Consider the following 16,293-nt stretch of genomic DNA (forward strand, 5'->3'; position numbering starts at 1 on the left):
TCCTAGATTGAGCGCGTCATGCAGGTCAACCGACGTCCGATCGTTACCTCCCTCCGCTGGAACTTCCCAGCGCCGGCCATCCAGTTTTGTTGGTCATACAGGGCGTTGGTCAAGCCGTTCGGTGGTTTCTTTATTAGCGGTTGTTGCGGCACAAAGGCAGGAAACTTCTAGCTTGTAATCACTATCAGGGTTCATTGAGCGTTTGTTGTCCGACCCTTGTCGGAAAAATCTGTGGTCCTACATGGCTGCAACGTTTCGACAGCAAAACTGCACATCCAGATGTTTTTGCAACATCGCATTTCAGGGCAATGATGGCCTTTCGCTTGACGCTAAACCCCGCTGTCGTAGACTCCGCACATCCGTCAGGGAGTAGCGGTTATGCGGCGTTTTCGTGGTTGGGTTATCGGATTGACCTTTGTAACGGCTGCCGTTCAGGCGCAAACGCCCGGGCCAGACGATCCGCTGCTGGATAACGGCGCAACCGGCGCAGCGCCGGCGAGCAGTGAGGCACGGGGTGTCTTGCGTGCTCGCGATCAAGCGGTGCTGGCCAGTGAGTTGTCCGGGCGGATTGTCGAGTTGCCGTTCAGCGAGGGCGAATCGTTCAAGAAGGGTGACACCCTGGCGCGCTTCGATTGTGCGGCCTATCAGGCCCAACTCAATGCCGCGCAAGCCGCCAGCCGTGGCGCCGGTGAGGAGCTGGCGCACAACCGGCAGCTGGCCGCGCTCAATTCCGTGGGACGTTTCGAAGTGGCCAGGGCCGAGGCCAAGGTCAGCGAAACCCAGGCGCAATCCCAGGTGTATCAGGTGCAGGTCAAGCGTTGCAGCGTGATCGCGCCGTTCGACGGGCAAGTGGTCGAACGCAAGGTGCAGCGCTTCGAGAGCGTGCCGGCCGGTGCGCCGCTGCTGGACGTGGTCGACAACCGCACCCTGGAAATCCATCTGCTGGTGCCGTCGCGCTGGATGGCGCGCCTCAAGCCGGGGCAGACCTTCAGTTTCATTCCCGATGAAACCGGGCAACCGCTGGACGCCACGGTCAAACGCCTCGGCGCGCGTATCGACGAAGGCAGCCAGACCCTGTTGCTGGTCGCCACACTGCCCGAGACCAAGGGCCTGCTCGCCGGCATGAGTGGCACCGCGCGTTTTCCGGAGCTCAAGTGAACGCCCCGGCGAACGGCGGTGCCGAGCAGGTCTTCGCGCGGTTTCTCGATCTCGAACGCCAGACCCGCGCCGCCCGCGATCCGTCGCAACTGGCCTACAGCCTGGTCAACGACGGTCAGTCATTGTTCGGCTACCGCCATGCCGCGTTGCTGATCGCCGGCAAGGTGCAGGCGGTGACCGGCGTCAGCGCCGTGGAGCCGAATGCACCGTTCGTGGCGTTCGTCGAGCAGGCCGTGGCGCAGCTGTTCAAACAGGGTGTGTTGCACCAGGCACGGGTGATTGCCCCGCAGCTGCTCGGCGAATCGATCCAGGCCGACTGGCGCAGTCTGTCGGCGGCACAGGTGTTCTGGCTGCCGCTGATCGATCGCCAGGGCGAGGTGTTCGGCGGCTTGTGGCTGGCCCGCGATGTGCCGTGGAACCCTTCTGAACAGGTGCTGCTGGCGCAACTCGGCGACACTTGCAGCCACGCCTGGCTGGCGCTGCAACCGCGCAAGCCGTGGCGACTGCGCTGGACACGCAAGCGTCAGGTGGCCCTGGTCGCGGTGTTGCTGCTCGGCTTGTTGATTCCGGTGCGCCAGTCGGTGCTGGCCCCGGCCGAAGTGGTGCCGCAGGGCGGTCGCGTGGTGGCGGCACCGCTGGACGGGGTGATTGCCGAATTTCTGGTCAAGCCCAACCAGCCGGTGAAGCGCGGCGACCTGCTGCTGCGTTTCGAGAGCACCACGCTCAAGGCCCAGGCCGATGTCGCTGAACGCGCCCTGGGCGTGGCCGAAGCCGAACTGAAATCCAATTCCCAGCGTTCGTTCGCCGATGCCGAATCCAGCTCGCGGCTGGACCTGCTGGCGGCGCGGGTCGAGCAGAAGCGCGCCGAACGCGATTACGCCCGCGAATTGCTCAATCGCAGTGAAGTGCGTGCCGAACGTGACGGCATCGCGGTGTTCGCCGACGCCGAGCGCTTGACCGGCAAACCGCTGCAGACCGGCGAGCGACTGATGGAGATCGCCGATCCGAACCAGGCCGAACTGCGCATCGAACTGGCGGTGGGCGACGCGATCGCGCTGGAACCCGGTGCCGAAGTCGCGCTGTTTCTCGACAGCGATCCGTTGCAGCGTCATCGCGCCACCCTCGAGCGTTCGGCCTACGAGGCGCAGCCCACGGCGGGCGGGCAACTGGCCTACCGGCTCGATGCCAATTTTGCCGCCACCCCTCCGCGCATCGGCTTGCGTGGCACGGCGAAAATCTTCGGCGATCGCGCGCCGCTGGCGTTGTACCTGCTGCGCCGGCCCCTGGCGGGTCTGCGGCAGAGCGTGGGCCTGTAAATGCACCTGCCGAGCCTGCGTGCCGACCTGCAACTGTCGCCCGCGGCGCCGGCCCTCGACGGTTCGCCGCGCTGGACCCTGGCCGATCCGGTGCGCGGGCGTTATTTCAAACTCGGTAGCGCGGCGATGCGGCTGCTGCGCCATTGGGCGCTTGGCGATGCCGAACAGGTGCTGCGCGCGGCCAATCGCGAACCGGGCCTGCCCCTGGATGGCAGCGAACTGGAGCAGTTGCTGGAATTTCTCCGCGGCCACGATTTGATCAGCGCCCTCGACGAGCAGCAGCGCGCCAGTTATCGGCTCAAGGCGCTCGCACAGCGCCAGAGCCTGTGGCAGATCCTGCTGCATCAATACCTGTTTTTCCGCATTCCACTGTGGCGTCCCGATGCGTTTCTCAATCGTGCCTGGCCCTGGCTGCAACGTTTCGGTCCGAAGCTGCTGCGCTACGGCTTGCCGGCGACACTGGGGCTGGGGGTGTTTCTGGTGTCGCGTGACTGGCAGCGCTTTGTCGGCACCTTCCCGCACCTGTTCAGCCTCGGCGGGGCGCTGGCGTTTGCCGTGGCGTTGTTTTTCGCCAAGCTCTGCCACGAGTTCGGCCATGCGTTCATGGCCAAGCGCGCCGGCTGTCGGGTACAGAGCATGGGCGTGGTGTTCATGGTGCTGCTGCCGATGTTCTACACCGATGTCAGCGATGCCTGGCGGGTCAATGATCGCCGCGCACGCTTGCTGATCGGTGCCGGTGGCGTTCTGGCGGAATTGCTCCTGGCGTGCATCGCGCTGCTGGCCTGGTCGCTGCTGCCGGATGGCCCCGGACGTACGGCGGCGTTCATGCTCGCCAGCGCGACCTGGATCACCACGCTGGTGGTCAATCTCAATCCGTTCATGCGTTTCGATGGTTACTTTCTGCTCAGCGATCTGTGGCAAGTCGACAATTTGCAGGGGCGGGCGTTTGCCCTGTGCCGCTGGCGCCTGCGCGAATTTCTGTTCGGTTACGGCGCACCGGCGCCGGAGCCGTGGTCGCCGCAGATGCAACGGCGTCTGCTGATCTGGGGGTATGGCTCGTGGTTATGGCGTGCGGCGTTGTTTTTCGGGATCGCGCTGGCGGTCTATCACCTGTTCTTCAAGGTCTTGGGGATATTCCTGATGCTGGTGGAGCTGGTGTGGTTCATCGTGCTGCCGATCATGCGTGAGTGGCGCCAGTGGTGGAGCCGCCGTGAACAGGCTCACGGCCCGCGTGTGCTGCTCAGTGCGCTGGCGTTGCTGGGCCTGTTGCTGGCGCTGAGCGTGCCCTGGCGCAGCTCGGTGGAGCTGCCGACCATGCTCGAAGGCGGGCGGGCGAGTGCCCTGCACGCGCCGACGTCGGCGCGGGTCAGGGCCGTCAAGGTCGCGGATGGGCAGAAGGTGGCCCAGGGCGACGTGCTGGTCGAGCTGGAGTCGCCGGATCTCGACTCGCGCCAAGCCATCGTGCGCCGCGAGATCCAGATCCAGCAGTTGCTGATGCGCCGCCAGGCCGGGCGCAGTGAAACGGCTGCCGATGCCGGTATCGTCGAGCAGCGGCTGGCCGAAGCCGTGGCCGAATTCCGTGGTCTGGCCGCCCAGCGCGAACGCCTGCTGCTGCGCGCCCCGCACGCCGGGACGGTGCGCGACCTGCTGCCGAACCTGAGCGTCGGCCGCTGGCTGTCGAACAAGGAGACGCTGGCGCGGGTAGTCGAGGACGGTACGCGCTTGCGCGGTTATCTGGCCGAGGCCGAGTTGTGGCGGGTCGAGTCCGGTGCCACCGGACGCTTCATCGCCGACGATCCGATGCACCCGGCCGTGGCCGTGCAACTGGACGAAATCGACACCAATGGCGTCGCCTACGTCGATCAGGAAGCGTTGACTTCCGATCACCACGGGCCGATTGCCGTGCGCCGCGATCAGCAACAGCGCGCCGAACCGGTTCAGGCGCAATATGGCGCGCGGCTGACCACGCTGCAGCCGACACCGACGCCGGTGCAGCCTCTGCGTGGCGTGGTGGTGTTGCAGGGCAGCGGCGAGTCGCTGCTCGGCGTGGCCTGGCGGCGATTGGCGGCGCTGGGGGTCAGGGAAAGCGGTTTCTGAGGGAGGGTGACGATGGCGGACAACGCAGCGGTGGCAGCAGACGGACTGGTGGTGCGCCCTTCGCGGGCCACGGACGCGCCGTTCCTGCACAGCCTGTATCAGTCGGCGCGGCCGGATCTGCAATGGATCGACGGTGATCAGGAGCTGGTGCAACAGGTGGTCGCCCAGCAGTTTCACGTGCAGGAGCAGGGCATGGGCGACAACTACCCCAATGCCATGCATTACGTGGTCGAGAAGCTCGGCACGGCAATCGGCGCGCTGAGCACCGATTTCGGCGCCAACGAGATTCGCGTGCTGTACCTGGCATTCATCCCCCAGGCGCGGGGCAAGGGTTATGGCCGCACCGTGTTGCAAGGCGTGCAGAAAGCCGCGCAACAGTTGCGCTGCCCGGTGGCCACGGTGGTCTGGGTCAACAACCCGCATGCCCGCCAGCATTATCTGGCGCTGGGGTTTGCCATCGAGGAGCGCACGCCGACGGCGGAGCGGCTGGTGTGGTATCCGCACGGCTGAGAACCGCGCAGCAGGGTTGAAGCGAGCAGGGCCCGCTTCAACACGCGTTCAGTTGAAGGAAATGCAGAAATAGCCCAGGCGCGGGTCGCGCCCCATCGCCGGCATGCGCGAAACGAAAATATCCTCCACGCGGCCCAGTTCGGGCAGATGCAGTGCGCACAGACCGTCAACGAAGTCAGTCGGCACCCGGCTGCTGAATTCGAGGCTGAAAGGCATGCGCTCGCTGTGGCGCATCTTGGCTGACGGGACTTCTTCGAAGTGCTCGATATGAATCGACAGGGCCGACCCGTCCGGCAGGTAGAGCGTGCCGTCCTGCCCTGGCAGGGCCTGGAAATGCTGGCTTTGAACCGCTTGCAACATGGTGGGGCTCCAGTGACGTGAAAACGGCCGGGGGCGCGGGCCCCCGGCCGTCAACTCAGTTGCGCGACGGGAAAATGCCGTTCAGGGCGATGCTGAAGTTGAGTACCAGGTAGGGGTTGAGGACGCCCATCGGCGTACTGCCACCGGCCGGGGAAATGTCTCCGGTGACCGTGGTGGTGACGCCTTTGAGTGGTACCGGCGTGGCGCCCTGGGCATCGGAATAGATATTGGCCGAGCCGGGCCCGCCGCCGGAAGCGCCGAGGTAGGCATTGGTGGCGGTCGGTACGGTCGCCGGGTTGCTCGCCGGGACGGCCAGTGACAGCGCCGTGTTGGCCGTGAGACCGGTCATGGCGTGCGTATGGTTGGGCATGTTGGCGATGGTGGCGGTGACGCTTTCGGTGCCGGACATTTCGCCCATGGTCCGCGGTGTCAGGCCGATGCCGTTGCCCTGGGCCATCGGCAGGCGCCCCTGCAGGTTGGGCAGGGCGAAGTTGCTCTGGCCATTGCCCCCATAGGTGGTGCCGAGCAAGGCGAACAGGGCGTTGTACTGTGCAATCGAAAGAATCTGGCCGTTGCACCAGGCCCAGTCGCGGGGAGCGAACTGAAAGGCGAACGGTTGAATCGTACCCATAAAGACTTCCATGGTTCCTCATCCTTCTGTCATGTGGTTGGCGCGCCGCGCAGGGGCCCTGTTGCCGGGCAGGTAAAAAGTGCCGTGTTGGCGCGTCTTTTTGCGCGGGCAGGTCACGCCATGCCGTAGCGTAGACCCGGATCAGCGGACTTGCCGGATGTCGTCGCGACAGCGCATCGTCTTCGTCGCTGGCCTAAAGTGAGCGCTAGGCTGCGGCTGGTTTTTTCATTGCTGACAACAAGGGGAGTTGATGGAAGCGCGTCGCGAAACACCGCTGGGCGATACCCAGGATCCGTTCGCCGCACCGGGGGCGCCTCTGCGGCGACTGCTGCGCTGGGCGCGTCGGCATGGCCTGATTCCGATTCTGCTGCTGGCGACGCTGGTGCGTTTTTATGACCTCACCGCCGCAGCCATCTGGGGCGATGAAGGCTCGAGCCTGCTGCTGGCGAATTATTCGCTGGGTGGTATCTGGAACCACGCCGCGTTCGACGTGCACCCGCCGCTGTACTTCATGCTGCTGCACGCCTGGATCGGGCTGTTCGGCGACGGCATCTTTGCCATCCGCTGCCTGAGCGCCGTGGCCGGCATTGGCGCAGTGGGTGTCGGAGTCTGGCTGGTGGACAGACTGGCCACGCGGCGGGCGGCGATGATCGCCGGGGTACTGCTGGCGCTGTTGCCGACGGCAGTGCGCTACAGCCAGGAAGTGCGCATGTACTCGCTGCTCGGACTGCTGCTGCTCGCAGGCACGCTGGCGCTGGTCTACTGGCTGCGCAAACCGCAGCGCACCCGCTATCTGGTGATCTACGCACTGCTGATGAGCGCGGCGTTCTACACCCATTACTTCGCGGTGCTGGCGGCGCTCAGTCACTGGCTGTACCTGGGGCTGGTGCGCCTGCAACCGGGCTATCGCCTGCGGCATATCCAGCGCCCGGACTGGTGGCTGGCGAATCTGGGCATTGTCGTGCTTTACCTGCCGTGGCTGCCGAACCTGCTCAATCTGCTGCAGCACATCGAACAGCTCAAGGTCGGCGGCGATGTCGGCTGGGAAGACCCGGTAACCCTGGCGTCACTGCCCGGAATGATCTGGACCTGGCTGATCCAGGATGACGGCGAGCACCTGCCGTGGCTGGTCTTTGCCAGCGTGCCGCTGGCGATGCTGGGGCTGACGTGGATCGCCGTGGCCCGCGATCGCAGCGTCAATCGCGGCAGCGTGCTGCTGGCGCTGTACACCGGCGTGCCGTTGCTGCTGGTGTTCGCCGTTTCACTGATTACCCCGGTGTTCATCGAGCGCTACCTGACGGCCTATGCGCTGGGCCTGCCGATGCTCGTGGCGTTGGCCATCGATCGTTTGTACCGGCGCGCGCGGATGGTTGCGGTGGCGGTGCTGCTGGCAGTCGCCGCGGTGGAAATGGTCGGCGTGAACACCAATGCCACGGTCGATCCAGAGGACCAGTTCAATCGCATGGTCAATTACGTCAACCAGCACTTTGTCAGCGGTGACCAGATTGTCACCAGCGACATGCTCTGGTACCTCAGTTACGTCTACTACAACCGCACCGATGCCCCTGTGCGGCTGTACACACCAGCCACCGCCGATGGTCGTTCGACCCGCCCCAACGAGTATGGCTTTGGCACTCTGGTCAGCGCCGACGTGTACCTCGACCGGCTCGCCGATCTGCCCGGCAACAGCCAGCGCATCTGGCTGATCGGCACGCTCGACGAACCCGATGAATTCGCCCCGCTGCCTGGCGGCTGGCAGCGCACCAGCGACGTTCATGCCGGTGGCGCCTATGCCCGCCTGTATCTGCGCCCGCAAGTCGAGGAAGCGGGGCGCTGAGCGCTTAAACGGTTCATCTGGCGGCTCATGCGCGGAACTGTCTTTTCGAACCAGATTTGCTTCGATTTGATATCAAAACACCACTAGTCGTAAGGGCATCCTTGAGCTACGCTTCGTCGCACAAAAGGAATTAACTGAAAGGTGAAGGGATTGCAGCAGTTCCACTTTATCTCCGGCTTGCCGCGCTCGGGTTCGACCCTGCTGTCTGCGATCCTGCTGCAGAACCCGCGCTTTCACGCCGGGATGACCAGCCCGGTGGGCGCGCTGTTTTCCGGCATCCTCGAGCAGTGCAGCGCCGGCAGCGAGTTCGGCGCAGTCATCGACACCGACATGCGCCGCCGCCTGTTGCGTGGCCTGTTCGCCTCCTACTACGCCGACAAGGCCGACAAACCGGTGGTGTTCGACACCAACCGCCAGTGGAGTGCACGGCTGCCGGCGCTCAATGACTTGTTTCCCAAGGCCAAGGTCATCGCCTGCGTGCGCAACGTCGCCTGGGTGATGGACAGCCTCGAGCGCCTGTACCGCGCCAATCCCTACGAAAACACCAAGCTGTTTGGCGATGCGGTCGAGCGCAATACCGTCTACAGCCGCTGCGAAACCCTGGCCCAACGCAATCGCCTGGTCGGGTTTGCCTGGGCGGCGCTCAAGGAAGCGTATTACGGCGAGCACGCCGAATCGCTGCTCATCATCGATTACGACCTGTTGACCCAGGCCCCGGAGCGCGTGTTGCGGCTGGTCTACGAGTTCATCGGCGAGCCATGGTTCGAGCACGATTTCGAGCATCTGGCCTACGACGCCCCGGAATTCGATCAAGCCCTCGGCGTGGCCGGCCTGCACAAGGTCAAGCCGAAGGTCGCCCTGCAGTCGCGGCGCACCATCCTGCCGCCGGATCTGTTCAAGCAATACGCCGATCTGTCGTTCTGGCTCGATGGCTCGGCCAGCGCCGCCAATGTCATTCGTATGAAGTCCGACGCCGCGATCAATTGATCGCGGCGTTTTTCATTGATGCGTCAACAACTGTGTTCGAGTCCGGGTGAGCAACATGTGGTGGAGCAAGAAACAAGCGCAGGGAACTGCAGGCCAACGCACGCTGGCGGCGCCGATGATCATGCCGCTGGAGCCGCGCATGTTGTTCGACGGTGCCGTCGCCGCCACCGTGGCCGACACCGCCGCCCAGGCCGACACCCACGCCACGGCCGATGCGGCGAAGACGCCCACCGCCGATCACCCGACGGCCAGCAAGGACACCCACGGTCAGGCTGACGCCACGCCGGCCGCCAGCCCGGTCGCGGTGCCGGGGCAGAGCGTGGTGTTCGTCGATTCGCGGGTCAAGGATGCCGACAGTCTGCTGCAGGGTGTCGCGCCCGGCACGCAGGTGGTCAAGCTCGACGCGGGCAAGGACGGTCTGCAGCAGATCGCCGATTACCTCGACCAGCATCAGGGCGTCAGCTCGGTGCAGATCATTGCCCACGGCAATGCCGGCGACCTGTGGCTGGGCAACAGTTATCTGTCGGCGGACAACGTCGCCCAGCGCAGTGCGGTGCTGGCGGAAATCGGCAAGGACATGAACGCCGGCGGCGACATCCTGATCTATGGCTGCTACACCGCCGAAGGCGAGCGCGGCCTGAGTTTCGTCGACTCGCTGGCGCAACTCACCGGGCGCGATGTGGCAGCGTCGAACAACCGCACCGGCGTCGGCGGCGACTGGGACCTGGAGATCGCCACCGGCAACATTGAGAGCGCCAGTGTGCTGTCGACCAAGGCCATGAGCGAGTACGAGTGGGGCCTGGCCACGTGGACTGCGACCAACAACCTCAACACCGGAGTTGGCTCGCTGCGTGCAGCGCTGGCCTCGGCGCAGAACGGCGACATCGTCACGTTCAGCAGCGGCATGACCGTGCAACTGACCTCTGAACTGCTGATCAACAAGAGCGTCACCGTCGACGGTGACCTGAACAACGACGGTGTGGCTGACGTCACCCTCGATGGTCAGTACAAGACCCGCGTGGTGGAAATCACCTCCGGCAGCACCGTGACCCTCGATGGTCTGGTGATCACCCGTGGCCTGGTGTCGGGCAACGGCGGCAATGGCGGGTACGGGGCGGCCGGCGCCATGGGTGGCGGGATCTTCAACGCCGGCAACCTGACGCTGACCAACGTGTCGGTGACCGGGAATGCGGCGGCCGGCGGTGGCGGCGGCGGTGGGGTCACGGGTGCCTTTTATGGCGGCGGCGGCGGAGGCGGCGGTGGCCTGGGCGGTCAGGGCGGCGGCCATGGCGGCACGGCCGGCCCCGGCATCGGGACGTTGGCCGGGCAGGCTGGCACCGGAGGCATCGGCGGTTACGGCGGCGGCTACGATGCGGTTCACATGGGCGGTCGCGGTGGCAGCAACACCGGCGGAGCCGGTGGTTTGGGTGTGTCCTATTACAGCAACGGTGGCAATGGCGGCACGGCGAGCAACGGCACCCTGTCCATTGGCGGCGGCGGTGGCGGCGCCGGCTGGGACAAAGTCGGCGGAGCCGGCGGCAATGCGGCCGGCGGTATCTACAACGCCTCGAGCGGCACCCTGAAAATCGTCGGCACCTCGGTCATCAGCAACAACCTCGGTGCGGGTGGCGGCGGCGGCGGTGGCGGCGGCATTACCAGCAACGCCTCCAACGGCGGCATCGCCGGGCGCGGTGTCGGCGCCATCTGGAACCAGGGCGGCACGGTGTTGATCACGGCCGCCAACTTCGCCGCCATCAGTGGCAATGCCGCCGGCAGCGGTGCTGGCGGCGCGGCATTGGGCGGGGGCAGTACGGGCAGCGTGCCGACAGCCTTCGCGGCCATCTTCAACAACGGCGGCACGCTCAATACGGCGTACGTGGAACCGCCGACCGCGACCATCGTGGTCAGCGACAACGCATTGAGAATCGGCGAGACCTCGCTGGTGACGATCACCTTCAGCCGTGCGGTCAGCGGTTTCACCAACGCCGACCTGACCATCGCCAACGGTACACTGAGCGCGGTTTCCAGCGCCGATGGCGGTCTGACCTGGACGGCGACGTTGACGCCGAGCAGCAACATCACCGACACCACCAACCTGATCACCCTGGACAACACCGGCGTGGCGGCGATTTCCGACGGTGTGGCGGGCGTCGGCACCACCAGTTCGAACAATTATGCGATCGACACCCAGCGGCCGACCGCCACCATCGTCATGGCCGACTCGGCGCTGAAGGTCGGCGATACGTCGCTGGTGACCATCACCTTCAGCGAAGCCGTCACCGGTTTCACCAACGCCGACCTGAGCATCGCCAACGGCACGCTGAGCGCCGTGAGCAGCAGCGACGGCGGCATCACCTGGACAGCGACGTTCACGCCCACGTCGAATATCACCGACGCAACCAACCTGATTACCCTGGACAATACCGGGGTAGCCGATCTGGCCGGCAACGCCGGCAGCGGCACCACCGATTCGCCCAACTATGTCGTCGACACCCAGCGCCCGACGGCCGCCATTGTCGTGGCTGACAACAACCTGGTGGTCGGCGAAACCTCATTGGTGACCATCACCTTCTCCGAAGCCGTGAGCGGTTTCACCAATGCCGACCTGAGCATCGCCAACGGCACGCTGAGCGCCGTGAGCAGCAGCGATGGCGGCGTTACCTGGACGGCGACGTTCACGCCCACCTCGAATATTACCGACGCAACCAACCTGATTACCCTGAACAATACCGGGGTCAGCGACCTGGCCGGCAACGCCGGCAGCGGCACCACCGATTCGAATAATTATGCGATCGACACCACGCGTCCGACCGCGACCATCGTGGTCGCCGACTCGGCGCTGCGCATCGGTGAAACGTCGCTGGTGACGATCACCTTCAACAAGGCCGTGAGCGGTTTCACCCTGGCCGACCTGACGGTGGCCAACGGTGTGCTCAGTGGCCTGAGCAGCAGCGACGGCGGCATCACCTGGACGGCGACGCTGACCCCGACGAGTGCTGTCACCGACACCAGCAACCTGATCGTGCTGGACAATACCGGCGTCAGCGATGTCAACGGCACCCCTGGCGTTGGCAGCACCAGCTCCAACAATTACGCCATCGACACCCAGCGCCCGAACGCCACCATCGTGCTCGCCGACACGGCACTGAAAATCGGTGACACCTCGCTGGTGACCATCACGTTCAGCGAAGCCGTCACCGGGTTCACCAACGCTGACCTGAGCATCGCCAACGGCACGCTGAGCGCCGTGAGCAGCAGCGACGGCGGCGTTACCTGGACGGCGACCTTCACCCCGAGCGCCAACATCAGTGACACCAGCAATCTGCTGACCCTGGACAACACCGGCATTGCCGACCTGGCGGGCAACGCCGGCAGCGGTACCACCGATTCGAACAATTACGCGATCGATACCCAGCGCCCGACCGCGATAATCGTCATGGCTGACACCAGCCTCAGCGCCGGCGAGACCTCGCTGGTGACCATCACGTTCAGCGAAGCCGTCACCGGTTTCACCAACGCCGACCTGAGTGCTGCCAACGGCACGCTGAGCACCGTCAGCAGCAGCGACGGCGGCGTCACCTGGACGGCAACCTTCACGCCGACGGTCGGTATCAACGACGCCACCAACCTGATCATCCTGAGTAATACCGGGATCGTCGACCTGGCCGGCAACGCGGGTAGCGGGACGACCAACTCCGCCAACTACACGGTCGACACCGTGCGGCCGACCGCGACGATCATCGTCGCCGATAACGCGCTGAAAATTGGCGAAACCTCGTTGGTGACCATTACCTTCAGCGAGGCGGTGAGCGGTTTCAGCAACGCCGACCTGAGCATCGCCAACGGCACGCTGAGCGCCGTCAGCAGCAGCGACGGCGGCATCACCTGGACGGCGACCTTCACCCCGACCAGCAACGTCACCGACGCGACGAACCTGATCACCCTCGACAACAGCGGCGTGCAGAACGCTTCCGGCAACGCCGGCACAGGCACCACCGTTTCCAACAACTACGCGGTCGACACCCAGCGCCCGACGGCCACCGTGGTGATCGCCGATACGGCACTGGGCATCGGCCAGACGTCGCTGGTCACCATCACCTTCAGCGAAGCGGTGAGCGGTTTCACCAACGCCGACCTGACCGTCGCCAACGGCACGTTGAGCAACGTCAGCTCCAGCGACGGCGGCACCACCTGGACGGCCACTTTCACTCCGGCAGCCGGTATCACCGACACCAGCAATGTCATCACCCTGGACAACACCGGTATCGCCGACCTGGCGGGCAACGCCGGCAGCGGTACCAGCGATTCGAACAACTACGTCATCGACAGCCAGCGTCCGACCGCGACCATTGTCGTGGCCGACACCAGCCTCAGCGCCGGCGAAACCTCCCTGGTGACCATCACCTTCAGCGAGGCGGTCAGTGGCTTCGACAACAGCGACCTGTCGGTGGCCAACGGCACCTTGAGCGCGGTCAGCAGCAGCGACGGCGGCATCACCTGGACAGCGACCTTCACCCCGAACGTCGGCGTGCGCGACGCGACCAACCTGATCATCCTCAATAACAGCGCCATCGCTGACCTGGCGGGCAACGCGGGCACCGGGACGACCAGTTCTACCAACTACACGATCGACACCGTGTTGCCGACCGCCACCATTGTGGTCGCGGACAATGCGTTGAACATCGGTGAAACGTCGCTGGTGACCATCACCTTCTCCGAAGCCGTGAGCGGTTTCAGCAACGCCGACCTGAGCATTGCCAACGGCACCTTGAGTGCGGTCAGCAGCAGCGATGGCGGCATCACCTGGACGGCCACCTTCAACCCGACCAGCAACGTCACCGACGCGAGCAACCTGATCACCCTCGACAACAGCGGCGTGCAGAACGCTTCCGGCAACGCCGGCAGCGGCACCACCGTTTCCAACAACTACGCCATCGACACCCAGCGCCCGAGCGCCACCATCGTGGTCGCCGACCCGGCCCTGGGCGTGGGCCAGACCACCACAGTGACCATCACGTTCAGCGAGGCCGTCAGCGGTTTCAGCCTGGCCGACCTGACGGTGGCCAACGGTACGCTGTCCGGGCTGAGCACCGCGGACAACATCACCTGGACGGCGACCCTCACCCCGACGGCGGGCGTCACTGACACCAGCAACCTCATCACGCTGGATAACACCGGCGTGTCCGACGCGGCAGGCAACACCGGCGGCGGCACCACCGATTCGAACAACTACGCGATCGACAGCCAGCGTCCGACCGCGACGATTGTCCTGGCCGACACCGACCTGCGGCCGGGCGAAACCTCGCTGGTGACCATCACCTTCAGCGAGGCGGTCAGCGGATTCGACAATAGCGACCTGAGCGTGGCCAATGGCACGCTGAGCAATGTTGCCTCGAGCGATGGCGGGATTACCTGGACGGCAACCTTTACCCCGACCGCCGGCGTCAGTGACGCAAGCAACCTGATCGTTCTGAACAACACCGGCATCAGCGATCTGGCCGGCAACGCCGGCACGGGCACCACCAGCTCGGCCAACTACGCGGTGCAGACCGAGGTGCCGACGGCGACCATCGTCATCGCCGACACGGCGCTCAAGGCCGGTGAAACCAGCAGCGTGACCATCACTTTCAGCGAAGCAGTCAGCGGTTTCAGCAACGCCGACCTGACCATCGCCAACGGCACGCTGAGCAACGTCAGCTCCAGCGACGGCGGCGTTACCTGGACCGCGACCTTCACTCCGACGGCGAACATTACCGACACCAGCAACCTGATCGTCCTCGACAACAGTGGCGTGAGCAATGCCTCGGGCAATACCGGGGTCGGCATCACCGTATCGAACAACTTCGCCATCGACACCGCCCTGCCGACCGCGACCATCGTGGTCGCCGACAATCGCCTGGGCATCGGCGAAACCACCACGGTGACCATCACCTTCAGCGAAGCGGTCAGTGGCTTCGACCTGGCGGACATCAGCGTGGCCAACGGTGTGCTGTCGAATCTGCTCAGCGCCGACGGCGGCCAGACCTGGACCGCCACCCTGACACCGACCGCCGGCATCAACGATGCGACCAACCTGATCGTGCTCGACACCGCCGGAGTACAGGACCTGGCCGGCAACCTCGGGGCGAGCATTGCCATTTCCAACAACTACGCGCTGGATGCCACCCGGCCGACCGTGAGCATCCTGGTTGCCAACCCGCACCTGGGCATTGGCCAGACCACTCAGGTGACGTTCACCTTCAGCGAGGCAGTCAGCGATTTCGACCTGTCCGACCTGAGCGTGACCAACGGTGAGCTGAGCAACCTCGCCAGCGGCGATGGCGGCAAGACCTGGACGGCGACGTTCACCCCAACCGCGAACGTGACCGACCCGAGCAACTTCATCGCGCTCGATACCAGCAATGTCAGCGATCTGGCCGGCAATGCCGGCAGCACGGTGGCGGTGTCCAACAACTACGCCCTCGACAGCGAACGGCCGAGCGCCACGGTAGAGATCGCCAATCCGCAACTCGGCATCGGCCAGACCTCCCTGGTGACCATCACCTTCAACGAGGCGGTCAGCGGCTTCGACCTGGCCGACCTCAGCGTCGCCAATGGCACGTTGAGCAACCTGAGCAGCAGCGACGGCGGCAAGACCTGGACCGCGACCCTGACGCCGAACGCCAATGTCAGCAGTGCCAGCAACGCCATCAGCGTCAACGCCGCGGGCGTCAGCGATGCGTCCGGCAACGCCGGCAGCGGGGTCAGCAGCTCCAGCAACTACGCGATCAACACCGTGCCGGCCGTGGTGCCGACGACTCCGAGCATCGTGGTGACCCCGGATCCGCTGTTCCTCAGCAGCGATCCGGTCGTTGCGCCACCGGCACCGTACGTGCCGTTGCAACCGATCGTATTCACGCCGCCGACCGGTGATCTCGGTTCACCACTGACCTTCGCGCCGCTGTTCGAGCAACGGGTGCTCGGCAACGGCATCCGGCCGCTGGGCGACATTTTCATCAATCACGGGGCGCTGAGCCCGAGCTTCATCGCTCAGGTATTCAGCAGCAGCGACAGCGGCGGTGATGGCTCGGGCCATGGCTTCCTCGGCTTCGGCGGCGGCGATGGCGGGGTGTTCGGCAGCAGCACGCTGTCCAGCCTGTTCCACCAGGACAGCGGCGCCGAGCGCGATTCGTTGAACGCCTTCGGCAGTCAGTCGCTCAAGGGCGCTGACATTACCCAGGGGCTGCGCGGGGTATTCGGCGCGCCGACCCTGGGGCAGCAGTTGCAACAACTCAAGGACACCGAGCAGCAGCGGGTCGACAACCTGGCTGCGGCTCTGCAACAGATCGGTATCAGCGAAATACCGGCCTGAAACACATAACTACTCCAACACTGTGCGGGACCTAGGGGCGATCCAG

9 protein-coding genes are annotated in these 16,293 nt (G+C 65.0%); 7 read left to right on the forward strand and 2 right to left on the reverse strand.

Annotated features, from left to right (window positions below):
* Positions 1-378: 378 nt before the first annotated feature.
* The 4 genes from QRN70_RS19125 to QRN70_RS19140 are packed head-to-tail and all read left to right on the forward strand — an operon-like array spanning position 379 to position 5,081.
* Positions 379-1,158 carry an efflux RND transporter periplasmic adaptor subunit gene (locus QRN70_RS19125; protein WP_285419487.1) on the forward strand — a complete coding sequence of 260 codons (780 nt, stop codon included), beginning with the start codon at positions 379-381 and terminating at the stop codon, positions 1,156-1,158.
* Positions 1,155-2,474 carry an efflux RND transporter periplasmic adaptor subunit gene (locus QRN70_RS19130; RefSeq protein WP_285419488.1) on the forward strand — a complete coding sequence of 440 codons (1,320 nt, stop codon included), beginning with the start codon at positions 1,155-1,157 and terminating at the stop codon, positions 2,472-2,474. Before QRN70_RS19125 ends, QRN70_RS19130 begins: the two co-directional genes overlap by 4 nt.
* Positions 2,475-4,571 carry a site-2 protease family protein gene (locus tag QRN70_RS19135; RefSeq protein WP_285419489.1) on the forward strand — a complete coding sequence of 699 codons (2,097 nt, stop codon included), beginning with the start codon at positions 2,475-2,477 and terminating at the stop codon, positions 4,569-4,571.
* A 12-nt stretch (positions 4,572-4,583) separates the two neighbouring features.
* A complete protein-coding gene (locus tag QRN70_RS19140; protein WP_285419490.1) occupies positions 4,584-5,081 on the forward strand; it encodes a GNAT family N-acetyltransferase in 498 nt (165 codons plus the stop codon).
* Between the two features lie 48 nt (positions 5,082-5,129).
* Here the strand turns inward: QRN70_RS19140 and QRN70_RS19145 are convergent, their stop codons facing one another.
* Both QRN70_RS19145 and QRN70_RS19150 read right to left on the reverse strand, forming a co-directional pair.
* Positions 5,130-5,441, reverse strand: coding sequence for a DUF6916 family protein (locus QRN70_RS19145; RefSeq protein WP_285419491.1), 312 nt, complete (start codon positions 5,439-5,441; stop codon positions 5,130-5,132).
* 55 nt (positions 5,442-5,496) lie between these two features.
* A complete protein-coding gene (locus QRN70_RS19150; RefSeq protein ID WP_285419492.1) occupies positions 5,497-6,084 on the reverse strand; it encodes a phage tail protein in 588 nt (195 codons plus the stop codon).
* Positions 6,085-6,322: 238 nt separating this feature from the next.
* Here QRN70_RS19150 and QRN70_RS19155 point away from each other — a divergent pair, with 238 nt between their 5' ends.
* The 3 genes from QRN70_RS19155 (at position 6,323) to QRN70_RS19165 (ending at position 16,247) form a co-directional block, all read left to right on the forward strand.
* Positions 6,323-7,909, forward strand: a complete 1,587-nt coding sequence (locus tag QRN70_RS19155) for a glycosyltransferase family 39 protein (RefSeq protein WP_285419493.1) — start codon at positions 6,323-6,325, stop codon at positions 7,907-7,909.
* Positions 7,910-8,050: 141 nt separating this feature from the next.
* The gene (locus tag QRN70_RS19160) at positions 8,051-8,896 is read left to right on the forward strand and encodes a sulfotransferase family protein (protein WP_285419494.1); all 846 of its coding nucleotides are present in this window, start codon (positions 8,051-8,053) and stop codon (positions 8,894-8,896) included.
* Between the two features lie 139 nt (positions 8,897-9,035).
* Positions 9,036-16,247, forward strand: a complete 7,212-nt coding sequence (locus QRN70_RS19165; RefSeq protein WP_502941648.1) for an Ig-like domain-containing protein — start codon at positions 9,036-9,038, stop codon at positions 16,245-16,247.
* Positions 16,248-16,293: the final 46 nt, after the last annotated feature.

It is taken from the genome of Pseudomonas sp. efr-133-TYG-5 (assembly GCF_030209175.1).
In the GTDB taxonomy this organism is placed as follows: domain Bacteria; phylum Pseudomonadota; class Gammaproteobacteria; order Pseudomonadales; family Pseudomonadaceae; genus Aquipseudomonas.